The sequence below is a fragment of the Neobacillus sp. SuZ13 genome (assembly GCF_030123365.1).
Taxonomy (GTDB): domain Bacteria; phylum Bacillota; class Bacilli; order Bacillales; family Cytobacillaceae; genus Neobacillus.
This window is the reverse complement of record NZ_CP126107.1, coordinates 3,152,064-3,175,250: the sequence shown is the minus strand read 5'-3', so window position 1 is coordinate 3,175,250 and position 23,187 is coordinate 3,152,064. Positions and strand designations below refer to the sequence as shown.

Annotated in this window: 24 protein-coding genes; 4 read left to right on the top strand and 20 right to left on the bottom strand. The window is 37.3% G+C overall.

Annotated features, from left to right (window positions below; translation table 11 throughout):
- Positions 1 to 105: 105 nt before the first annotated feature.
- On the top strand, positions 106 to 600 hold the full coding sequence (locus tag QNH17_RS15615; RefSeq protein ID WP_283873370.1) for a hypothetical protein: 495 nt from the start codon (positions 106 to 108) through the stop codon (positions 598 to 600).
- Between the two features lie 200 nt (positions 601 to 800).
- On the opposite strand, the gene QNH17_RS15610 is transcribed toward QNH17_RS15615, so the two are convergent.
- The 12 genes from QNH17_RS15610 to QNH17_RS15555 form a co-directional block, all read right to left on the bottom strand.
- On the bottom strand, positions 801 to 1,814 hold the full coding sequence (locus tag QNH17_RS15610; protein WP_283873369.1) for a pirin family protein: 1,014 nt from the start codon (positions 1,812 to 1,814) through the stop codon (positions 801 to 803).
- 13 nt (positions 1,815 to 1,827) lie between these two features.
- Positions 1,828 to 2,805 (bottom strand): ring-cleaving dioxygenase, encoded by a 978-nt coding sequence (locus QNH17_RS15605; RefSeq protein ID WP_283873367.1) that lies wholly within the window; start codon positions 2,803 to 2,805, stop codon positions 1,828 to 1,830.
- Positions 2,806 to 2,857: 52 nt separating this feature from the next.
- Positions 2,858 to 3,802 (bottom strand): ring-cleaving dioxygenase, encoded by a 945-nt coding sequence (locus tag QNH17_RS15600; RefSeq protein ID WP_283873365.1) that lies wholly within the window; start codon positions 3,800 to 3,802, stop codon positions 2,858 to 2,860.
- 83 nt (positions 3,803 to 3,885) lie between these two features.
- Positions 3,886 to 4,323: a MarR family winged helix-turn-helix transcriptional regulator gene (locus tag QNH17_RS15595; protein WP_283873363.1), complete on the bottom strand. Its 438-nt coding sequence runs from the start codon at positions 4,321 to 4,323 to the stop codon at positions 3,886 to 3,888.
- 249 nt (positions 4,324 to 4,572) lie between these two features.
- Entirely contained in the window at positions 4,573 to 5,232 is a 660-nt protein-coding gene (gene fsa, locus QNH17_RS15590) for a fructose-6-phosphate aldolase (protein ID WP_283873361.1), read from the bottom strand.
- A gap of 35 nt (positions 5,233 to 5,267) precedes the next feature.
- Positions 5,268 to 6,161 carry a phosphogluconate dehydrogenase (NAD(+)-dependent, decarboxylating) gene (gene gnd, locus QNH17_RS15585; protein ID WP_283873360.1) on the bottom strand — a complete coding sequence of 298 codons (894 nt, stop codon included), beginning with the start codon at positions 6,159 to 6,161 and terminating at the stop codon, positions 5,268 to 5,270.
- A gap of 205 nt (positions 6,162 to 6,366) precedes the next feature.
- Positions 6,367 to 7,869: a glucose-6-phosphate dehydrogenase gene (gene zwf, locus QNH17_RS15580; protein WP_283873359.1), complete on the bottom strand. Its 1,503-nt coding sequence runs from the start codon at positions 7,867 to 7,869 to the stop codon at positions 6,367 to 6,369.
- Between the two features lie 40 nt (positions 7,870 to 7,909).
- On the bottom strand, positions 7,910 to 8,578 hold the full coding sequence (gene rpiA, locus QNH17_RS15575) for a ribose-5-phosphate isomerase RpiA (protein WP_283873358.1): 669 nt from the start codon (positions 8,576 to 8,578) through the stop codon (positions 7,910 to 7,912).
- Positions 8,579 to 9,338: 760 nt separating this feature from the next.
- Complete coding sequence (locus QNH17_RS15570; protein WP_283873356.1) at positions 9,339 to 9,947, bottom strand: flavin reductase family protein; 609 nt, start codon at positions 9,945 to 9,947, stop codon at positions 9,339 to 9,341.
- Between the two features lie 23 nt (positions 9,948 to 9,970).
- Entirely contained in the window at positions 9,971 to 10,909 is a 939-nt protein-coding gene (locus QNH17_RS15565) for a ring-cleaving dioxygenase (RefSeq protein ID WP_283873355.1), read from the bottom strand.
- 129 nt (positions 10,910 to 11,038) lie between these two features.
- Positions 11,039 to 11,437, bottom strand: coding sequence for a DoxX family protein (locus QNH17_RS15560; RefSeq protein ID WP_283873353.1), 399 nt, complete (start codon positions 11,435 to 11,437; stop codon positions 11,039 to 11,041).
- A gap of 601 nt (positions 11,438 to 12,038) precedes the next feature.
- Positions 12,039 to 12,956, bottom strand: coding sequence for a cation diffusion facilitator family transporter (locus QNH17_RS15555; RefSeq protein ID WP_283873352.1), 918 nt, complete (start codon positions 12,954 to 12,956; stop codon positions 12,039 to 12,041).
- A gap of 212 nt (positions 12,957 to 13,168) precedes the next feature.
- On the opposite strand from QNH17_RS15555, the gene QNH17_RS15550 reads away from it, so the two are divergent.
- Positions 13,169 to 13,423: a DUF2533 family protein gene (locus QNH17_RS15550; RefSeq protein ID WP_283873350.1), complete on the top strand. Its 255-nt coding sequence runs from the start codon at positions 13,169 to 13,171 to the stop codon at positions 13,421 to 13,423.
- A 51-nt stretch (positions 13,424 to 13,474) separates the two neighbouring features.
- Here QNH17_RS15550 and QNH17_RS15545 read toward each other — a convergent pair whose 3' ends face one another.
- From QNH17_RS15545 to QNH17_RS15535, 3 genes are all read right to left on the bottom strand, one after another.
- Positions 13,475 to 13,969 carry an aminodeoxychorismate lyase gene (locus tag QNH17_RS15545; protein ID WP_283873348.1) on the bottom strand — a complete coding sequence of 165 codons (495 nt, stop codon included), beginning with the start codon at positions 13,967 to 13,969 and terminating at the stop codon, positions 13,475 to 13,477.
- Entirely contained in the window at positions 13,959 to 14,342 is a 384-nt protein-coding gene (locus QNH17_RS15540; RefSeq protein WP_283873347.1) for a hypothetical protein, read from the bottom strand. Before QNH17_RS15540 ends, QNH17_RS15545 begins: the two co-directional genes overlap by 11 nt.
- Positions 14,343 to 14,605: 263 nt before the next feature.
- Entirely contained in the window at positions 14,606 to 15,409 is an 804-nt protein-coding gene (locus tag QNH17_RS15535; protein WP_283873346.1) for an RDD family protein, read from the bottom strand.
- 109 nt (positions 15,410 to 15,518) lie between these two features.
- Here QNH17_RS15535 and QNH17_RS15530 point away from each other — a divergent pair, with 109 nt between their 5' ends.
- Positions 15,519 to 16,493 carry a stage II sporulation protein M gene (locus QNH17_RS15530; protein WP_283873345.1) on the top strand — a complete coding sequence of 325 codons (975 nt, stop codon included), beginning with the start codon at positions 15,519 to 15,521 and terminating at the stop codon, positions 16,491 to 16,493.
- Here QNH17_RS15530 and QNH17_RS15525 read toward each other — a convergent pair.
- The 5 genes from QNH17_RS15525 to QNH17_RS15505 are packed head-to-tail and all read right to left on the bottom strand — an operon-like array spanning position 16,471 to position 21,404.
- Positions 16,471 to 17,829, bottom strand: a complete 1,359-nt coding sequence (locus tag QNH17_RS15525) for a DUF58 domain-containing protein (protein WP_283873344.1) — start codon at positions 17,827 to 17,829, stop codon at positions 16,471 to 16,473. The genes QNH17_RS15530 and QNH17_RS15525 overlap by 23 nt on opposite strands.
- Positions 17,780 to 18,709, bottom strand: a complete 930-nt coding sequence (locus QNH17_RS15520; protein WP_283873343.1) for an AAA family ATPase — start codon at positions 18,707 to 18,709, stop codon at positions 17,780 to 17,782. Before QNH17_RS15520 ends, QNH17_RS15525 begins: the two co-directional genes overlap by 50 nt.
- A complete protein-coding gene (locus QNH17_RS15515; RefSeq protein ID WP_283879517.1) occupies positions 18,706 to 19,827 on the bottom strand; it encodes a DUF4350 domain-containing protein in 1,122 nt (373 codons plus the stop codon). The genes QNH17_RS15520 and QNH17_RS15515 overlap by 4 nt, the downstream gene beginning before the upstream one ends.
- Positions 19,827 to 20,462: a DUF4129 domain-containing protein gene (locus QNH17_RS15510; protein WP_283873341.1), complete on the bottom strand. Its 636-nt coding sequence runs from the start codon at positions 20,460 to 20,462 to the stop codon at positions 19,827 to 19,829. Before QNH17_RS15510 ends, QNH17_RS15515 begins: the two co-directional genes overlap by 1 nt.
- A gap of 27 nt (positions 20,463 to 20,489) precedes the next feature.
- Positions 20,490 to 21,404 carry a hypothetical protein gene (locus tag QNH17_RS15505; RefSeq protein WP_283873339.1) on the bottom strand — a complete coding sequence of 305 codons (915 nt, stop codon included), beginning with the start codon at positions 21,402 to 21,404 and terminating at the stop codon, positions 20,490 to 20,492.
- Positions 21,405 to 21,636: 232 nt separating this feature from the next.
- On the opposite strand from QNH17_RS15505, the gene QNH17_RS15500 reads away from it, so the two are divergent.
- Complete coding sequence (locus tag QNH17_RS15500; protein ID WP_283873338.1) at positions 21,637 to 23,157, top strand: glycosyltransferase family 2 protein; 1,521 nt, start codon at positions 21,637 to 21,639, stop codon at positions 23,155 to 23,157.
- Positions 23,158 to 23,187: the final 30 nt, after the last annotated feature.

Genomic DNA, 23,187 nt, shown 5'->3' with positions numbered 1-23,187 from the left:
AGTATAGTTGATTTATTATCTTATGTTTACTATAATGAATTTAGGTTACTAAAAGTATACATGTTACTTTTTATATAAATTTTTTTTAGAAGCGAGGTAAGGAAAATGACAATGTTAGAATCAAAAGTAATTCAAACTCAATTTGAAAAAGAAATCTTTATAGCAGAAAAATCAAACATTGAAATTAACATGTTTCGTACCCTTGATAAGAACAATCCTTTTTATGAATTTATGGTTGGACTTAATCTAATTCGAATTAGGGATAATGAGTATTATGGAAATAAAACAAGTTATGTTACTATAAGAATTTCAGATGATTTACAATCTCTTTTTGTAATAGAGCCTGATGTTCAAAGCATTTTTGCCATCAAAAACAAACAAGAAAAAGAAGCAGCAATAGAATTAATTCATTATTTATTGATTGATTCACAAACTTTTAAAGAAGTTGTCTCAGATATGATTCGTAACCTAAAGAGTGATAATGTTGTAAATGTATATGAAGTCAAGGAAGCAACCACCAAGCTGGCAGTACTAGAAAGATTGTTAAACATTCGTAATGAAGATATAGAATTCATGATTAGAATGGAAAATATAGCTTAGAATTAAAAAGGGAGAGAAGCCTATCACGCGGCTTTTCTCCCTTTTTTTAAACCGTTTATTAAATGACAAAAAAGCCTCCGGAAAAGAGGCTTTCTATATAATACATTTTTAATTGCTATTTAAAATTATGGAATAAGTCAATGTACAACGAAAATACTTTTGTTGAAACTGTATGGGTTTATAGAAGCAGTACATAGTATTTACCTTTTTTCAACTCTTCCATCCGCATGGCGGGCGAATCTTCCTGACTCACGATCATTAACAGGATCTGGACGGTCCCATGGCCAGCCACCAAATTGAGTAGTTTGATAATCCTTGAACGCATCACGAATTTCCTTCTCAGTATTCATTACAAACGGTCCATAGGATACTACAGTTTCTTGTATTGGCTCACCCTCTAGGAGTAGCATATAACTCTCAGATGATCCATTTGTAATCGTGATTTCCTGATCACCAACAAGCTTTACACGATGGTACGTTTCAATCATAGTCTCGTCTATGTTTAGTTTATCTCCCTGATAATAGTATAGATTTCTCGTCATTGTCGTTGAAACTGACGGCAGAGTGAAGACTGCTTCCGGCTCCATATGAATACAATAGATTCCCACATGATGATTTTTATTGTTTGCCCATGAAGCAGTGTTTGCTTCTAAACTAGACTTGCCCATCATACTACCGGCAATCAATCTTACGGTCGTTTTCTGTCCATTCGCAGCCGCTGCTTGTACTTCCGGTATATCCTCAGCCCATAACATTTTATATTCAGGATCTGCGAATTTATCTTTTGCAGGTAGATTCAGCCATATCTGAAAGAATTCAAGTGGATTGCCTTTGTCCTGATGGACGAGAGGAAACATTTCAGTATGCTGGGCGCCCTTTCCTGCTGTCATCCACTGAACATCTCCATTCCCAAATCGTCCTACAGACCCATATGAATCAAAATGATCAATTAAACCTTCCAAAACGACTGTTACCGTTTCAAAACCTCTGTGGGGATGTACAGGAAATCCCGGAACCGTTTTGCCATGATACATTCTAAAACCATCACGCAACGTAAAATCCTCGCCAAGATTTCTACCTTCCAATGAAATGTTAGGACCCTGCTGTTCATTTCCTGCGGGATACGCATCCTTATGATGAACTGTCATAAGGAACGGATCTTCTGTCTCCCATGGAAATCCTAATTTTTGTATTTTCATAATTTTTTTATTCACTTCTATTTCCTCCCTATTCTTTGACGAATTCCTTTGTACTTCTCACAGTATCAATTGGACGAACTAATTCTTCTATTTCTTCACGTTTAATTTCTAAGAATGGAGGCAGCGATAATTTTTCGCCAAGTGTTTCATAAGGTTCGTCACCCATAAAACCAGGACCATCTGTCGCAAACTCAAATAAAATATGTGGTGTAACTCTAGCATATAAAGACTCAAAAAAGTGACGATTTACATAACCAGAGGAAGGTAATCCAAAACTACTCATTCTTTCAATCCATTCTTCTAATACGGAACGATCCTCTACTCGGAATGCCGCATGGTGTACTGCGCCATAACCTTGTCGGGATTGAGGAAGAACGGTATTGTATTCTACAATGACAGAAGCACCATTGCCGCCTTCCCCTACTTCAAATAAATGGAATGACCCATCTGCCGCAGTCTCTTTAAATAACAAGACTTTTTCCAGCATTTCTTTAAAGTAATCAAACATCGAAATTCGCACGAAAACGGGACCTAAACCAGTAATAGCATATTCCAGTGGTATCGGACCCTTTTGCCAAGGTGTACCAGATTCCACGCCTTTATTGAATTCATCTGAAATTAATTGATACTGTTGATCATCAAAATCAACGAAAGAGAGAGTTTTCTTGCCAAATTGCTCTTTGATTCCAGTATGTTTGACTTCTAAACGATCAAAACGTTTTACCCAATAGTCTAATGCTGCATCACTTGGTACACGGAAAGAGGTTTTTGAAATCTCGTTTGTGCCATGTACACCTTTCGGAATGCCTGGAAAGTCAAAGAACGTCATGTCAGTGCCTGCGCTGCCCTTATCATCGGCAAAGAATAAATGATAGGTTTGAATATCATCTTGATTAACTGTTTTTTTAACTAACCGCATACCTAAAACATAGGTGAAAAATTCATAGTTCTTTTCTGCACTACTTGTTATAGCTGTTACGTGGTGTATTCCTTTTAATTCGTTCATTTAATTTTCCTCCTAGAAAATTCGAATTTTTATGATAAGTTTGGTTTGTTTATTAATACTCCTCAATGGGTGTTAGATTTTTTTCAATTTCATCTCTGCGGTCTTCTAAAAATGGCGGTAAATCTAATTTTTCTCCAAGTGTTTCAATGTCTCCATCAATCGTGAAACCTGGCCCATCGGTAGCAATTTCAAATAGAATCCCGTTTGATTCTCGGAAATACAGGCTCTTAAAGTAGAAGCGATCTACGATGCCAGAAGAATGGAAGCCACGTGCTCGTACTTGCTTGTCCCAAAATTCGAGCTCCTCATCGTTTTTTACACGAATTGCTAAATGATGAATACTGCCACGACCTGGTTTTTCAGAAGAACCGTCTAAATATTTCACGATGATTTCTCCAAAAACCTCTCCTTTGATGGATTGAAAAATCGCTTCGTCATTTGTTCGGCTTATCTCTGTATAGCCAAACATGTCTGTAAGAGTGCTTGCTAGTTTATCAAGTCTTCGTACCGTTATTTCCACAGAGCCCATTCCTTGAATTTGGTGCTCGTTGGGTACATCAGATTTTTCCCACGTTTCCCAGTGTTGTACTTTTGCACCGTTAGAGACTAGAAGTACCATACGTAAACCTTCAGAGTCTTCAAAGTGTAAAGCAGGATGATTGGCATACGTTGTAATGCCACTATTGGTTACACCATGTTCCTCAAAACGTGCTTTCCAATAGGCTAAACTTGCTTCTGATGGTACGAGTAAACCAATTTTTGTGATAGCATTTGTACCACGTTGTGTATGACCAACTAGCGGAATTTCAAAAAATGATAGTTCAGTACCCGGGCTACCTGTTTTATCCCCGAAAAATAGATGATACATCGATGGATCATCTTGGTTCACCGTTACTTTCACACGGCGTAAACCAAGCACATGACGGTAAAAGTGATTATTTTTACTTGCATTTTTTGTAATCATTGAAATGTGATGATGCCCTGGAATTTTATACATAAAATTATTCCTCCTCATTCAGTTAACTAGTTAAGTGATAATTAAAAAATAATAACATCTAATTACCACAAGTAAAAGAATCCTTATTTTTCTAATTTATTCTCAGTATGTTTTTGTAGCTTCCTCATCAGTTTATATAGTGTTTTTTGCTCTTCCTCTGCTAAGCACTCATTAAAAATGGACGTTTGGAAGGTAAGTTGGTGTTCAAAAACTTCATTCATTTTACCTTCCCCTTTATTCGTCAAGGTAATCCATTTGGTTTTCCAGTCTTGCTTACGCTGTATATATCCCTCTTGCTCAAGTCGAGTAAGCATACGAGAAATTCCACCCTCCGACACCGTTACTTTGGTGGCAAGTTGACTTTGTGTAATCGGCTGATAAGTCGAAACCTGGTTTAATACATCAAACTGTGAAGCTGTGATCCCATATTGTTTTAAGAAATCATTTGATAATAAATTACTCTGATGTGTAAATCGAGCAATCCGCAACCAAATTAATGAACCAAGTGTATTTTTTCTCAACCTGACTCATCTCCTTTCGTTACTATCACTTTACACCTCAAGTGAATAAAACGCAAGAAAAATATCTTGAATTCAAGATATTTTTCTTAATCTAATTTTTAACAGTGTTTAACACTCTAATCTTCAGGTACTTTATCTTTTTTTGCATTTTAGCAAAAAAGTGAAGATCCTGGACCTTTTTTCTTATGGAGCATCTCATATAAGTTATGTGTAAGGGCGTTTTTTGAGATAACGCCCATTCAGCATTTTTTAAACAGTTTTCCAATCAGCTGCAAATTTTTCAAGTCCTTGGTCTGTTAACGGATGTTTTGATAATTGCTCAATAACCTTGAAAGGAATGGTTGCAATATGAGCTCCAGCCAACGCTACACGAGTTACATGATCAGGATGACGTACAGATGCGGCAATAATTTGTGAATCTAGATTTTGAACTCGGAACATCTCGGCAATTTTTGCAACCAGTTCTACACCATCTTCATTAATATCATCTAAACGTCCTAAGAATGGTGAAACATAAGTTGCTCCAGCCCGTGCTGCCAACAATGCCTGATTCACACTAAAAATCAGGGTAACGTTGGTTTTTACACCTTTTTTAGTTAAATAGCGGCAAGCCTCTAGACCATCAAGTGTCATTGGAAGCTTGATGGTAATATTCTTATCGCCGCCGTTAATTTTAATAAGCTCATCTGCTTCTGCAATCATTTGGTCAGCAGTTAACGCATTAGGTGTTACCTCGGCTGAAACTGACTCTACTTCCGGAACGGCATTTAAGATTTCTGCAATACGATCTTCGAATTTCACTCCTTCTTTAGCAACTAATGAAGGGTTAGTTGTAACACCAGATAACACACCAATTTTATAAGCCTTTTTGATTTCTTCTAGATTTGCAGTATCGATAAAAAATTTCATAATCGTTTTCCTCCAATTTTTTTATAAAGTATTTATTAGTTCTTTTCGACAGTATGGCCGCCAAATTCATTTCTAAGTGCTGCTACCACCTTACCTGTAAAGGTATCATCCTCAAGCGAGCGATAACGCATTAGTAATGACATGGCAATGACTGGTGTTGCTGTTTTGAGGTCTAAGGCTGCCTCTACAGTCCATTTTCCTTCACCTGAGGAGTGCATAATCCCTTTAATTTCTTCCAAATTTGGATATTTTGAGAATGCATTTTCTGTTAATTCCATCAGCCATGAACGAATAACGGATCCATTATTCCAAACACGTGCGACCTTTTCATAATCAAAATCGAATTCACTTTTCTCAAGCACTTCAAAACCTTCACCAATAGCAGCCATCATAGCATACTCAATTCCATTATGAACCATTTTTAAGAAGTGCCCACTTCCTGCTTTTCCCGCATATAAGAAGCCATTTTCCACAGCTGTATCTTTGAAAAGGGGCTCAACCACATCCCAGGCTTCTGGATCACCGCCAATCATATAGCAAGCTCCATTTCGAGCACCCTCCATACCGCCTGAAGTACCTGCATCCATAAATCTCACGCCAATTTCTTTTAATTCATTGTATCGTTGAATCGATTCTTTATAGTGGGAATTTCCTGCTTCAACGACAATATCACCTTTATCCAAATAAGGTAAGATTTCACTTATAACTGAATCAACTACTGCATGAGGAACCATGATCCAGACAATTCTTGGATGTTCTAAAGACTGAATGAGTTCTTTATAACTGGAGACACCAGTTGCTCCAAATTGTTTCATATTTTCTACTGCACTTGGATTCACATCAAATGCAACCACTTCGTGCTGGTGATCCATTAAATTTTGTCCTAAGTTTAACCCCATTTTTCCTAAACCAATAAGTCCTACCTTCATTATGTTGTCCTCCAATGTTGTAAAATAATTTTTTCTGTTTATTTAATAAATCTTATAAGATACTTTTCGCAATACGGACAACATGATCAACTGTAACTCCAAACTGCTTCATAACTGAAGGTCCATCACCCGAGGCACCAAATAATGAAAAGAATTTCCCCTTCAAAGCCCACAAGCATGTGTAATTACATAGATCACTGGAAGCTTAGATGTGTAGTAAAGTTTCCTTTGTTTCTTGCTGTTTTTCATCAAGCCACCATTTAAAGCCATTTTCCACTAGCAAGGAATCAGAAGCTTGTGGCCCATATGAACCTGACTGATATTCATGGAGCGGTACTAAATTTTTCTCAAATGCATTCAGAATGGGTTGAACCCATTCCCACGACAATTCAACTTCTTTCCAATGGGCAAAGAAAGTAGTGTCACCGTTAACCGCGTCATAGATTAGTCTTTCATACGCTTCAGGTACACCCAATCCTATTTGATCATTTGAAAAATTAATCCTTATAGGCATTATCTTTCCATTATTCAATGGGTTTTTGCTGTTTAATTGTAAGGAGATATTTTCATTCGGATTGATTTCGATAATCAATAAGTTAGAATCGATTTGATTATTTTTAAATTCCTTGTTTTCCTTATTTTTAAATTCGAAGACAATCCGTGTTGATTTTTCCTTCATTCTTTTTCCTGTCCGAATGTAAAAGGGAACCCCGGTCCAGGTTGGGTTGTCAATCCATAAACGGACAGCTACAAATGTATCAGTCGTAGAAGAAGGATTTACTCCAGGCTCTTCTCTATAGCTTAGAACTTTTTGATTATTTACCTCTCCTGAAATGTATTGGCCGCGGACAATCTCATACTGGACATCTTCTTCTTTTACAGAACGAAGAGACTCCATGACCTTCCGCTTCTTATGTCTAATTTCCGTTGCGTTAATTTTTTCAGGCTTATCCATGGCTGTCATCATCAAAATTTGCAGCATATGGTTTTGAACCATATCACGGATTGCTCCTGCTTGGTCGTAATAACCCGCCCTCTTCTCAACCCCAACGGTTTCACTCGCAGTTATTTGGACATTTGCAATATGCTCATTATTCCAAACCGACTGAAGCAGGGGGTTTGCAAAAGCCAAGGCTTCCAGGTTCTGAACCATTTGTTTGCCTAAGTAATGGTCGATTCGGTAAATTTCCTCTTCCTCAAAAGATCGGCTAAGTTTTTTATTGAGTTCCCGTGCAGATTGGAGGTCATGACCAAAGGGCTTTTCAATGATTAATCGTTTCCAGCCAGTTGTCTGACCAAGACCGCTATTTTTTATGTTTAAGGCAATCATGTCAAAAAATTCTGGTGCCACTGAAAGATAAAACATACGATTTTCTTCTATATCAAGTTCTGCTTCCCGCTGCTTCACTAATTGAAGCAGTTGTTGATAATCATCTTTACGGTTTACATCCAATCTACTGTAACGGAAGTATTCTAAAAATCCCCCAAGATTTGCTGCCTCATGTTCTAAGCGGCGTGAAAAATCTAATATGGAGTCTTTCACTTTTTCTTGAAAATCTGAATGAGAAAGGTCTCCTCTACCGAGCCCAATAATAGAGATGGACTGCGGTAACTTTTGATCAACATACAAGTTGTATAAAGCTGGGAAAATCTTTCTCTTTGCTAAATCCCCAGTTGCTCCAAATAAGACAAACGTCATTGACTCCATTATTAATCCCCCATGTTCGTATTCTGATTTCTCCCATTTTCTAGCTTCGGACTTTCGTTTCAAGCTTTTTATCTATAATAGTAATAACAATATCTGCCATTCCTACAAATAATCCGTTATCAACTACACCTGGTATGTGGTTCAAGTTTTTCTCTAACTCTCCTGGATGTGTAATTTCTTGAAAACTGCTGTCTATTATATAATTACCGTTATCTGTTAGATAAGGGGTCCCATCCATTTGTCTCAGCTTCGGACTGCCTCCGAGTTCCCTGATATGTTTTACTGTCATTTCGTAACCAAATGGAACCACTTCTATCGGCAATGGAAAAGTTCCTAATGTATCTACATTTTTATCAGAGTCAGCAACGACAATGAAATTATTAGCTGCATTCGCGATTATTTTCTCTCTTAAAAGAGCACCTCCGCCGCCTTTAATGAGATTTAACTCAAGATCTACCTCATCTGCTCCATCAATCGTGACATCAATTTGCTCAATTTCATTGAATGACACAAGTGGTATGCCAAGTTTTATCGCTAATTGTTTCGTTTGTTCAGAAGTAGGAACTCCTTTAATAGAAAGTCCCTGCTTGACTAACTGACCAAGCTTAGTGATGGTATAAAATACAGTAGAACCTGTACCGAGACCTACAACCATGCCGTCTTTCACATATTCAAGAGCTTTTTCTCCAACTTCTTTCTTTTCATTCAAGGCTTTATCTCCCTTCATCTAAAGTTGGGATTTCTCCATTAATAATTTGTCCATTGTTTTGCAACTTGTTCCCATTCCTTCTGAAAGATTTATGTTTCAGAAGTGTCCTTTCTTGCATATACATTCGTTTGATAATTCCTTCCCTTAAAATATAGTGTCACAGATACTTCGTTCATAGTGTTCACTTCCTAATCATTTTATTATTTATGAATTATTGAGGTTATCTTTATTAATCTCGGTAACTTTATGTAACCATAATAAATCTTAATTTCTAATTTCGTCAAGTAAAGTATCTCAAATTAAAGATAACTATAAATACCACTCTGCCAAACCTATATTTTTCTTAGCTTACCTCAAAAAATAAATATAAAAAACCAATCGATCATTGTCGATTGGCTAAATTTCTAGTCTAAATATTTTCAACTCTTATATGAATTACATTCCACCTGTTACACCAATTCCTTTACCAGTAATCGCAGCTGTACCATCTGAAGCTAAGGAAAACAACAGTCGCTCTCTTTAGAAATAGCCTGGAAAAAGGATAACTATTTTCCCTATGCTGCACGGACTTGGATTCAGTTTTTAAAAGAAATTTTAGGGAGTTAATTTATATTGTGGAAAAAGCGTGTGTAGAATTCACACGCTTTTTTATGGATTCTTTTAATACACAACCGAATTTAGGTGAGTAAACTCACACTTGAAATATCATTTTGATTGTGTTGGTAATTACGAACATGAATAATGAAATTTTATAGAGGCGTTATTTAGGTCTTTCTATTTCGAAAATTTCACCGATTTTCGCATAATTATTTCCAGCCAGCCTGCTTACTGCTGCTAAGCCCCTTGGATCTATCCTTCCATTTTCATAAATATCATTTTCAACATGAAATTGAACAACTTTTCCAATAATAAATTCACAGCCTGGTGTATCCAAACCTCCTAATTCTAAGGAATGCTCTAATATGCATTCCATTCGAATTTTCGCTTCTTTTACACCAGGAACAGAAATCTTAACACTGTCTATTGGAGTTAATTTAGCTAAATCTATTTCACTTTGATCAGGAGGAAGATTTGCAGCTGTTTTATTAATTTTTTCAACATTAAGTTCATCAACAATATGAATGACAAATTCCTTAGATTCGATGATGTTTCTTGCTGTATCCTTCTGTCTCCCCGCTGAGCGCTGAATAGATAATGAAATCATCGGGGGATTGGATGAGACAATATTAAAATAACTAAATGGCGCACCATTCAAAACACCGTCTTTTGAAATCGTTGTGACGAAAGCAATTGGCCTAGGTATAATGCTTCCTATTAGAAATTTATAATTTTCTCTTTCAGACATGGTGGCTGGATCAATCGAAAGCAAAGATATCAGTCCCTTTCGTAAAATCAGTCTACTTCTCTTACTTCAAACGGTAGTAACACTCGTTCTATTTGTGCTCTACGCGTTTCATACTGTGATGGCAACATCAATTTTTCACCCATTGTCTCTTGTGATTCATCATGAGCAAATCCTGGGGGATCAGTTGCAATTTCAAATAAAATTTCCCCATGTTCCCTGAAGTAAATAGCATTAAAATAATTTCTGTCTTTTACAGGAGTGACACCATATCCATTTGCCGCCACATACTTTTGCCAATCCAATTGGTCTTGATCATCAATAGCTCGCCATGCAATGTGGTGAACTGTGCCTACACCCATTTGCCCGCGTCCAATCGTAGTTAATTTAAGGTCAATAACGTTTCCGATATCAGCAGTGGAACGGTAACGAGCGAAATCTCCTTCTTTTCCGATTAAATCAAGACCCATTACATTTTCTAACAATTCTGCTGTTTTGTCCGGTTGTGTAGATAATAGCGTTGCTCCACCAAATCCTTTTATGGCAACATCCGGTGACACCCCTCCGAAGGTCCATGAATTGACTTCCCCTTCTTCTCTTTCAACAAGTTCCAAATGAAGTCCATGCGGGTCATCAAATTCCAAATATTGCTCTCCGAAGCGTTCCATTTTAGTAAAAGGAACATTGAATTTTTCTAATCTTTGTTCCCAAAATCCCATGGCACCTTTAGGAACAACATAGGATGTGACTCCTACTTGACCATCACCGATGATTCCTTGACGCGCTCCAGCCCATGGAAAGAAGGTGATAATTGTTCCTGGCTTCCCACCTTCATTCCCGAAATAAAGGTGATACGTACCTGGATCATCAAAATTGACCGTTTGCTTCACTAAACGCAAACCCAATATTCCTGCATAGAAATCTACGTTCTCTTGCGGATGACCGACAATTGCAGTGATGTGGTGAATACCCATTGTCTTTTTGCTCATTTTTCATCTCTCCTTCTTCATATTAATTATAGTTAAATCAAGGACATTGATACCTTATTTTGTTCTTCCTTAAGATTTTAAAGTCTCACAAAATTTATTAAAATTAAAGAATCTCTATTTCAAGGTATTTTAGAATAAAAATGCATCCAGTGCATATTGACCCGGACCGATTAAAGCTATACCAATAGCTACTGCAAGTAGAGTTAGGTTATATTCATATCCATTAGACGTTGACCATAATCCGTTTGGAGCATGCACTTTTACGATCGCCATTACCATCGTCCCTGCAATCATAATTCCTGCAAGCGGGGTAAGAAGTCCTAAAGTAAACAAAATTCCTCCAATAAGTTCTGCTAATCCTGCGAAAAGAGCCATGGTAACCCCTGGTTTCATACCAATGGATTCAAACCAGCCTCCTGTACCTTTTAAACCATAACCACCAAACCAACCAAACAATTTCTGAGCACCGTGACCAATGAATAAAACACCAATAACCAAACGAATTATTAATAAACCAATATTTATCATCTTTAAATCCTCCTAAAAATATTTTATCTCGAATTCGAGATATTGTTATAAAAAAATTTGAATCTATATTGAATTTAAATATCTTGAATCTGAGATAATAATAATACTTATAAAAACTTTTGTCAATAACCTTTTTAAATTTTATTTTTAGAACATTAAATAATCCATCTTCGGTCTAGCCCGTTATCCGAACGTTTAGCAAGCGAGTTTACCACTACGCCGCTCCCGCCAACTGGACAGTCTAAACTGTGCAATTAGTTTCATGAGAAAATCTCTCCTCTGCAAAAAATTAGCATAACTATCTATATTGAAAAAAGAAAAACCTAAAACACTAAAATTTAAGACTTAAAAAAGTCAAATTTTAGCGATTTAGGTTTTGCCTGAGTAAACAGTAACAATCCATTTAGGTTTTGCCTGCATACCAGTAACAATCCTGTATCAAAAGTCGTTATTTCTCTTCTATTTATAATTATATATAGAAATTGGATGCTTACAATTGTTAAATGAACACGATTTGTTCATTATTAAACAAATTAACGAAATTTGTTTATTATCTTTATAAATGTTTGATACCCTTGTAAAATTTATTGCTTTAACTTTGTCAAAAGTCTTTCGCTACAAAATGATTACAACGATTATGTTCATATTTATCCAAATCGGCATTAACATTTTCCACTTGAATAGTTGCATGTTCCAAATCAAAAGTATCATGTAATTCTCTTAATGCATTCTTTAAAATCGAGTCGTGATTATGTTCTGAAATCACCAAGTGACAACTAATCGAGGGGAAATTTGATGTGATACTCCATACATGAAAATCATGCATACTTACTACACCTGGAATTTTAAGTAATGTTTCTCTCACTTTTTCAACATCTAAGTTTGCTGGTCTACCTTCCATCAGCATGTGAATGGCATCGTTGGTTATCCCAATTCCACTTTTTAAAATTAATAAAGAAACAATTAAACTAGTTATTGGATCGGCAATGGTCCAGCCAAAATACATAATTAGTAAGGAAGCAATAATAGCACTAACAGACCCAAGTAAATCTCCAATTACATGTAAAAATGCAGCTCTCATATTAATGTTTTCACTAGTTTCTGATTGATGTATAATCCATGCAACAATTATATTTACCAACGCACCCATACTAGATATCAAAAGCATACCCGTACCAGAAATTACTTGAGGTTCACTAAAACGGTGAAACGATTCCCACATGATTAATATAGAAATTACAATTAATAGAACCCCATTAAATAAAGCTGATAAAATTTCCAACCGCTGATAACCAAAGGTTTTACTCTCACTCACTGCCCGTCTTCCTAAAATAAGAGCTAGTAATCCCACTCCCAAGGAAATAGAATCACTTAACATATGTCCAGCATCAGAAAGAAGAGCTAGACTATTTGTCAAAGTCCCTCCAATGTACTCTAAAACCATAAAAACGGTAATAATGAGAAACGCGATCATCAATGCTTTTTTATTTTTGGTGTGATGAGAGTGATTGTGACCCATAGGACCTCCTTTGCCATAAAAAAATTTAAATTTTAAGACTTTTGGTGATAAAACTTATTTCTAATCTATCATTCAAGCTAATAAGAAAATATATTCGACTGAATCTAGTATTATTCCTATTAATCTCAAGATACGTACACTATAATTTTACATCCGCCACTTCCCCAATTAATTATGGTATGATTGTATAAATATATTTAAGGAGTGATATCATGAGTGTACATAAAGATCTAATTAAACATGCGGCAAATCAGCATGAAACCTATCAACAATTCTTAGCACTCGATCAACAACGCGAGCAATATATCGAAGAAGCGATTGAGTTATGTAAACAAGGCCTACCTTTTTCAACTGATAAAATAAACGCAGTAACAAATAGTATAAATAAAATCAACCTGCGCTTTATCCCGACACGAGAATTCGTTACCGGCGAAATGGTTCAAGAATTTGTGAAAAAAAGTAACTGATATAACAAAACGGACAGTATCTAATCATACTGTCCGTCTTTGTTATATCAGTTACTTTTTAAAAATGGTTGCGATAATTTGATCATAAGTCATTTGTGTATCAACCACGAATGTACCTGGGCGTAAGTTTTTTTCGACACCCTTCCTCTCTACATCTTTTGAGAATTTAAAGGCATCAGGTACAATTTTCGCTTTTACAAGCATTTTGCCGACATCGATGCTCGTCATCCCTTGTGTAACGGAAATAACTGATCTGTAGGCAATCTTTTGGGAACCATTAGTAGCCGTAGATGCGGTGGAAGCGGCTTTTTTTGCTGCTTCTAGCGTCTTATCATATTCTGCCTTTGGTTGAACAACATAACCAGCAGCTAAAAGTTGGTCTTTCATTTCAGTTTCAGTTGGTTGAGCAACTGTTTTCTGCTCGGTTTTGGTTGGTTTGGCAGCTGCTTTTGAGACTACAGGATCTTCAGTAAAGTAAACAGCACCACAAATGGACGAAGCTAAAAGAATTCCGGCCGCAAAGCTGCTCACTACATTAAATCTCATGGGCTAATTTGCTCCTTTCATCCTTTGCTGCCAGATACGGAGCAAGAAATTGTTGAATTTCACTCTCTGAAACTTGTTTTTTCTGTGCAATGGTCTCAATTGAATATTTTCGTTTATATAAATCTAGTACTTCACGTTTGAAAATAATTTCTTCTGGAGTCATTTGAATGCCTGCTTCCTTTGTGACCACTTCAATATCAAGTTCAAGATTTCGAATTTGCTCCTGAACGTTATTGATATCTTTCATTACAGCAACATGAACCAAGTCAATTTCTTTTTGTTTTTGTTTTTCTGCTTTACGATTCGATGCCATTGAAACGATTAGCAACACAGCAGAAATTGCAATCAACAGAATTATTATCCATTCCATCATATTATTTCCTCCTTATTAACACACAGCAATACACAATTACCTATTATACATCGTAAAGATAAATTTTTCGACTAAAACCGACTAAATGAGACACAAGTCGGATGGATTTTACAAATCGAACCTCTAATTCTATTTAATTACTAATGGGTCCTTGGAATTATAGAGATATTTATAAAAAAAATAAAAAAGCAATACTAATGCATTGCTTTTTTATTACTATTATTTTTAACTTCGAATAAAACTTACGAATGTATTATTCGTCCTCACAGTTCAAACTCCCATTCTTCAAGAAGTACTAAATAAAGCACAAGAAGATTGTTTTCTAACTCATCAGTCGCTTTCCCTGATGGGTCCAGTCCGACTTTCGGAAATAATATCACAGCGATTTGTTCCGTTAGTTGATTTCTTTCGTCCAATGGGATTTGCAGAAAACGACTTGCATATGTTTTGACAAGTTTCCAATCCTTCATTCCTAATGATTTCAGCGTCCATTCATCAAGAATAAGATCATCCTTTGAAAGTCCTCTGTTATTGAGTTCATTTTCTAAAGGTGACAGTTTCTTTTTCCGTTTTGCCTTCCGCTCATGGACGACAATCGTTCCAGCCACAAGATCGCCAAGCCGTTTATGTTTCGAATGAAAAAAAATCATGATAATACCGAGAAAGTAAGCTGTTGGCAAGGAATCTATGATACGAATCAAATTCCGAATAAAGCTAGACAGCAAGGTGATGCTGTGACCATTCTCTTGAATGACCCGGATTCCCATTAGCTTTTTCCCAAGCGTTCTTCCGCCCGAGAAAAACTCATACGCAAAAAAGTAACCCCCATTAACAAGAAACAGTACAATAATTGTTATCGCAATAGGCAGTGAATTCCCGATAAAAATAAATTCCATTTTAGACATGCCATCTAAAACGAAAAAAAGGACAATCAATGACAAAATATTAAACGCCATTAAAAGCAACTGGTCGATAATAAAGGCAGCCGACCTGCTGCCTAAACCAGCAATCTGAAACTGAATGGAAACAAATTCAGGTGTTTTTATATCTAAATGATCTTCATTCATAAGTTTCCTCCATCACAAGATGATAATTACTATTTCTATTTTTCTACAATATTACTATAATAAGGAGAATAAAGTCTTATTTTCCTAGCCCCTAAAAGTAGGTGTCAGAATGAAAGTTAAACAATTTGTCAAAATGCATCGAGAAGAATGGAAACAGCTAGAACAGTTAGTGACAACCATGAGTAAGCGCAGACTACCCATTACAGGAGAACATATTACTCAATACCATCGACTCTATCAAAAAGCAGCCCAGAATCTTTCTTACAGTCAAACCTATTTTCCTCATGATGAAGTCACCAATTATTTGAACGGACTTGTGGCTAAATCACATAATCTTTTGTACAAGGACCAAGTCTCTAGCTTCAAGCAAATTCGTTATTTTTTTAGCCAAAAATTTATTGGTCTATTGCTTGAACAATGGAAATTTATCATAGCTGCGATGATTTTATTCCTCATTGGCGGTTTGGGGAGCTTTATATCCGTCATGAATGATCCCTTACATATCTATTCGATTCTCCCTGCGGAAATTGCCAAAGGTGTGGACCCGGATCAACTCGGGAAGGGCCATGAAGCGGTAGACTCCGCCCTCATGTCGGCGAGCATCATGACAAATAATATTAAAGTCGCCATCTTTGCTTTTGCTGGGGGGATCACCTTTGGGCTTGTTACGACTTACTTAATGGTCTACAATGGCATCATTATTGGTGCGCTTGCTGCCCTATTTTGGCATCACGGAAAATCGTATGATTTTTGGGCGTACATCGTTCCCCATGGAATGATCGAACTCACAGCCATTTTTATTGCTGGCGGCGCTGGGCTATTGATGGGCTATAAGCTGTTTGTGCCTGGACAATATTCTCGAAGTTTCCAATTAAAGCAGCATGCACTAAGATCCGTTCAACTATTGCTCGGTACGATTCCTCTATTTGTTATTGCGGGTATCATCGAAGGCTTCATTACCCCGGCTGCGATTTCATTAGAAGCAAAGTACATCGTTGCTTTTTTAACCGTGATTGGACTCTTCCTTTATGTAGTTATAGGCAAGCTGCAACTCAGGAAAGCTATAAAAGATTCTGATTCATAATATCGATATACTGAGAAACGGCAGTAATCGCTAATTTCTCCTCACGGGCCTCGATCATAACGAGGCCTTGCTTTTCCCATTTTTTCTTTTCCCTTTTCTTAAACAAAAATTGCTGCTGCGCAATACTTTTTTGCATCGCTGCTTGGACCGTATTCGGCTCCTCTTTCACTCTTTTTAAAAGTGTCTGATCTTCAATTCCAATCATTAAAAATAAATGCCGCTGTCGAAGTCGTTTTAAGAGGATTAGACCACTTTCCTCGTGAAGGAAGGTCCGTACATCACTAAATAATAACAGCAGACTTCGTTTCTTTTGCACAGTTTCTAAGTACTGCAACACAGCTGCATAATTTGTCTCAGCTGCATCTACGTCAACTGAATAGATTGCTTGGAGAATGGTCTGCAGGTGCGCCATTCCTTTGGCAGGCGGTACAAAGACTTTTATATCCTTTGAAAAGGCGAGAACCGACACATAATCCCCCTTTTGGAGGGCCGCAGCTGTCACCGTCAAGGCTGCTTCTAATGCTTTTTCTAAGCGATTTCCCTGTAACAATTCTGCCCCCATCATTCTTCCACAATCAATTAAAATGGTAATATACTTTCCATGCTCTGGTTCATACTCATTTGTCATCACTTCGCGGAGTTTGGCAGTTTGACGCCAGTTGATTTTCCGTGGATCGTCTCCCACCACATAACTTCTAATCTTGGAAAAATCACCAACCCCGCTTCGCTGCCTCCGGATCTTTACACCTTCGTGCACTAAATATTTCTGGGCATTTTCTAAATACTGTTTAGTTTCAGTTAAATCTGGAATAACTTTTACTTCATCCCTTAATTCAACGGTCACCTGTTTTTCCCACAATCCCAGCAAACTCGTGAAACGAAAATAAAACTTATTCAACTCGTACTTTCCTCTCACCATCGCAGTAGTATCATAGGAAATCTCCACTACAGCATCCTTTGGAATCGAGCCCACAATAGGAAACGGTCTTGCGAAGGACTGTGGCAGATCATCCACTATTCTGTATGAAAAAGAATAAGTAGAAGCATTCTGAACCTCAATCGTTACCGGGTAAGAGATTCCTCTTTCAAGTTCCGCTGAAATGGTCCGTTGAAAGGAAAGGTGTTTTTTGGAAGGAGAAAAAAACAGGTCAAACAAACTGGCCATAAATAATATGAGATTGGCTGCAATGACCAGGCTCCATGATAATCCCCAAATAGTATTAATCCCTAAAAAAATTGATAGTATGAGGTACCCCATTAATAATCGTTTAGTTGGTAAAACTCCTCTATCTTGGAACAGGAACCGAGCCCACCAGCTCTTCAATAATTTGGTCAACGGTTGCTCCCTCCAATTCTACATGCGGCGATAACTGAATGCGATGTCGTAAGGCTGGCTTGGCGACCATTTTGATATCGTCGGGTGTGACGTAATCCCTGCCTGAAAGGTAGGCCCACGCTTGTGCTGCCTTGCCAGTCGAAATTCCAGCTCTCGTACTAGCCCCAAATCGGATGGATTCTGCTTCACGTGTTTTCCTGACAATCTTCATGATGTAATCTAATACATTCTCGCTCACCGTGACTTTTTCAATGTCTCTTCTAATACGTAAAAACTCTTCCCTATCTAAGATCGCTGACGCAAGCTTTTCCTCAAAGCTGTTTTCAATCATGCGTTTTAGGATATTTTTTTCTTCCTCGAAGCTTGGAAATTCAATTTTAAGCTTGAAGAGGAAACGATCCTGCTGTGCTTCGGGAAGTGGGTAGGTCCCTTCAAATTCAATTGGGTTTTGGGTGGCAACCACAAAAAACATCTCGGGTAAAGGATATGTTTCACCTTGAATCGTTACCTGTTTTTCTTCCATGGCTTCGAGCAGGGCAGCTTGTGTCTTTGCAGGGGTCCGGTTAATTTCATCCGCTAACAAGATATTGGTAAAAATCGGCCCCTTCAGCGTTTGAAAGGTGCTTTCCTTCATATTGTAAATTGTGCTTCCAGTGATATCACTTGGCAATAAGTCTGGGGTAAACTGGATTCGGTTAAAGGTGCCCCCTAAGAGATTGGCAAGTGTACGCACCATTTGTGTTTTTCCAGTGCCAGGCACCCCTTCTAATAGGACATGGCCACCAGCTAGAATAGCTGATAGCATTAGTTTAAGATTTAGACTTTGTCCCAAAATCCGCTCTTCATATTTATTTAATAAAGATGTTAATTCTGTCTTCATTCTTCAACCTCTTTCCTTAATTGCTCGAGCCTTTTCGACCATAATAAGTATTCCTGTTTTGTGATGGTTTCTTTTTCAAGAATGTGAACCAAACCTGTTAAAAAGGAGTTGATTTCATTAGTAGACATTCGAGTCCGTTTTTTCTCCATATAACTCGACAAATCCTGCCACTCGCTATGATACGGAATCTGCCATCGTTCTTGGAGAAGAAGTTTGACATAATCTGCTTGGATGATGATTGATTCATGGTATCGTTTACCTCGTAGGTACCAGGCAGCTAATGCCTGCAATCCTTCATCACTAAATCGAACGGACTCTTCCCTTGGGACGTATATAGAGCCGAATCGCTTTCCTTTCATCCAAAGCCATAACATCATTAAAAGAATCGTCTGGATAACAAGAACTAAAAACCACATCGGATATACATTCCAAACTGTAGGTGCATTTTCACCGCTATGAATGTATTCGTCAAACAGAATGGTGTTTGCTTTTGCTTCATTTAGTAGATACAGTAGCAGGGATAAATGATCCCTCTTTAATAGATTCCCATTCGTCATCCACTCTGGGGTAATACCAACAATTAATTGGCCTTTTCCAAAAGACCGTTTAACTGAAATCGGACCGGTCTGGTCAGAAAGCAGTACGTGATCTCCTTTTTTCGTCTGCAAACGGATAGTTGAATTAATTTGAGCACGATAGGATGTCCGGTCTTGCGTAGAAACCTTCTGCGACTCACCTGAATTCGTTCCACTTGTTTTGATATCAAACATCCCTTGTGGATTGGTTTGCAACAATAAAATGGTATTGCCGGCTTTCATATAATTAATGTACGCCCTCATCTCTTCCGTTTCAAAGCTAATAGCTGGCTCGACCATAATTAGCAATTGGGAATCTGATGCAACAGACAGTAAATCTGGCGAATGTCTCCATACCTTTCCTTCATTTTCGTTCTTAACATATGTATAAAATGCTTTCACTCCACTAGGAGCAGGTGACTCAGTTACGTAATTTGGATAATTCTTCGGCTTCGGTGTAGAACTTAAATAACTAAAGAGCAAAAATAAACCAAGCAGAATAAGCAGGCCAATCCAGGTACGCATGTTGGAAAGAGATTTCATCAACTATTCTCCTCCCTCAAATCGCCATGTACCTTCCGTATCTCATGATGGAACTGCAAATATTCCGCTTTCCCCACGGTGCGCTCCCCGTAGGTCACTTCTTCAAAAAGTTGTGCAAACTGAAAGAATTGTTCTGCCTTGAACTGATCAACTTTCCTAAGTTCATCATAATAGTCCCAATTGGTTTTCCAAATTCTAGCCTCAAGCAATCCTTTTTCATGAAAGGAAAGAAGCAATGCTAAAAACAGATGGCGGGTGGAAGATGTATATTCTTCCAAACTCTCAAGCTTATTTGCTTCTTCAAGATGTCTATGCGACGTCCAATTCATTTCTTTCGTCGATTGGATCGGTTTTTGTTTACGGAGGATTCGATTGCGTCTCGTATTCCGAATCACCAAAAAAGCAACTAAAACAAGTAAGAAAACAATTAGTACTATGATCGTAATGAGAATGGTGCCTGACACCCTGCTCGCGGAATCGATGGCTGGAAACAATTTTTCCAGTTGCGTGGCAATCCATTCTTTTGCTTTATCCCACCATGTGGCAAATAATCCTTTTGAATCGTAATACACTCGATATTCTTTTCCTTTTAATATATCTTCAAGGTCACCACGTGCCTTGTCAGCATTGAACATATTCATCACCTAACATAATAGGTTTTTTTAAACCGTTTTGAATTCATCTAGCATCTCTTTTAAATCGTCTGCATCATGTCGAGTTTTGGCATCCAGATACATAACCCCATAGCCTACAGAAAAAATCATAGTCGTGACTAAGGTGACGAGGTTTGTAATCAGTGTTAGCAGCACACTGTTCCCCAAAACGATGCCAAAAGTCATTTGCACGCCAAAAGTAATACAAGAAATAATTAGATAAAAGACGATATATAGTCCCAGCAATACCCATGTACGCTTTCTTGTTAATCTCCAACTTCTTCCTAACCCAGGGGAAACTTTATCGAGGACAACAGAGCCAAAATAAAAGCTCCAGCGGGTTAATAGTAATCCCACGAGAACAGCAAAGCCTAGAAACATGACGATTCCTAAAAGAATCCCTCCAATCGGATGTACGGTGGTTGCAACAACCACACCTGTGAATGCGATAAGTGCGACGGGAAGAATGATAATCCCCAAACTAATCAATCCAAATAAAATACTACTTCCGATAATTGGCCAAAATCGCGAAAAGGCTTCTTTAATGACCGAACCAACGGTATATTCCTCACTTCTTCGTACATGGTTGATAGTAAATAGAATAGCTGCCTCTGCAACAGGTGCCAAGATAGCACTAACTATTCCAATGATGATTAAACCTATGTCAGCACTCAAACTGCTTGAATCGAATGTGCCTGACTCTTCAAAACTGGTAAGTATTTGTTCAAACCATTCCCCTTCACTGCCAACCTCTCTAAAAAAGCTGGTTCCAGAACTTAGTTGCAGGATTGCTTGGACCAAGTAGACCGGACCCATAAAAATCAGTAAAATCATGAAAAAGTCCTTAAAGCGATTTTTAGTTAGTTGAAAGGTATGGTCGAGTATTTCGCCAAATCCTTTTGGGGTAGAAAACTTATTTTCCAACGTTTAAATCCTCCTAGATATAAATTATGAATATGACCTATTTTATCATTATTCAGATATATGTAGTGTAAAAAGTTGTCAATGAACGTAGAATCTGGATGACTAGCATTGGATGAGAATTATTTTTCGAATAAGATTCGATATTTTGTCCAAAAATAAATAATGGTTTGGAGTTTTTTACATAAAAATGAATTCAAACACTAGAATGGACAGAAAGTTGAGGTGAAAAAACATGGGTTGGAAATGGAATAAAAACGCAAAAGGATACTATATCGTTGATCAAAAATTAACCACAGAACAGAATCCTACTATGGTCTCTGTCGTTACCCCCGTTTATAACGCAGAAAAATCGCTAAGAAAAACCATCGATTCTGTGCTTAATCAAACACTCGGCATGGATCAAATTGAATATATATTAATCGATGATTGTTCCACGGACTCCTCAAGAGAAATCCTCTTAGAATACTCTGCGAAATACGCGAACATTATTGTTGTTTTCCTGAAAAAAAATTCTGGTACTCCAGGCTATCCTCGTAATATCGGTATACAATTGGCACGCTCTAACTATATTACTTTCCTAGATGCTGATGATTGGTTAGAACCTAACGGCTTGGAAGTATTATCGTCCATTTTATCAGAAAGTGGCGATGATTATGCAGTAGGGAAAACTATACAGGTCACATCAAAAGGAATGTCCATAGTTGGTGAACATGAATCTTGTAAAGAAAGACGAAGTGAATCACCCTATTCGATTCCGCATATTTTCCATCATTTAGGTCCACGTGCACGCATGATTAAAACGAGCGTTATAAAAGACAATCAAATTTTATTTCCTGAAATGAAATTTGCGGAAGACAAGCAATTTTTTATAGATGTGTTAACCCACTGCCGGACAATTTCGACAACAGTACAACCTATCTACTATTTAAATCGGATGGATAACCAGGATTCGCGTTTAACCAATCAAACTAATATTATTCAAAAAACCAATTGTAATCTCAAAGTGATTAATCATATTATTAAGAAAGATTTAGATATTGAAAAACAGAAAATGGTTTTAAACCGTCTCTATGAATTTGATTCGATTACGAGATTCTTTCATACACCACATTTTCAAAAAACGAGGCTGAAACGTGTTTATTACTATAAGTTCAACCAAGTGTTAAAAACAACAAAGAAATTAAATTATGAGTTTTCCGATGAATTTTTCCAACCGATGAATAAGGTGGTTTATCACTTATTTCGCGATAGGAAATTTAAAGACCTTGAGACTCTTTTTGCCTGGGAAAAACAAGAGAAAATAAAAGATGTCATCATCAAAGATAATCAACCCTTTGTGGCTGTTCCTTTCTTAGAGGAAAAATATAAATATATCCGCATACCCATGCATTCAATACTAGAGGAGGAATATATCGATAAAAATAAATATATCTTAAAATTTAAGGTGTTTGGCGATCATCTCGATACGCTCTCGCATGGGCTGGTTCGGGATTCAAAAAACGCATTGCTTGAATCACCCCTTCCGGTAAGCGTAGACGATAGCGGAAATGGAACATTAGAACTGGACTTAAAAGTATTAAGCCAGCTGCCTGCAGCGAACTACTCCATTTTTTTACGCTTTAATGATTATTTAAAAATTAACATTCGCAAACCAACACCAGGCAAAAACAATTATCACTATGAAGACCGTCAGTTTACTTTTTACGATACCATCTACTCCAATATCGGCTTAAAAATTTCATCTATAAAATAAAGGGACAGTGCGAACTGTCCCTTTTTATTG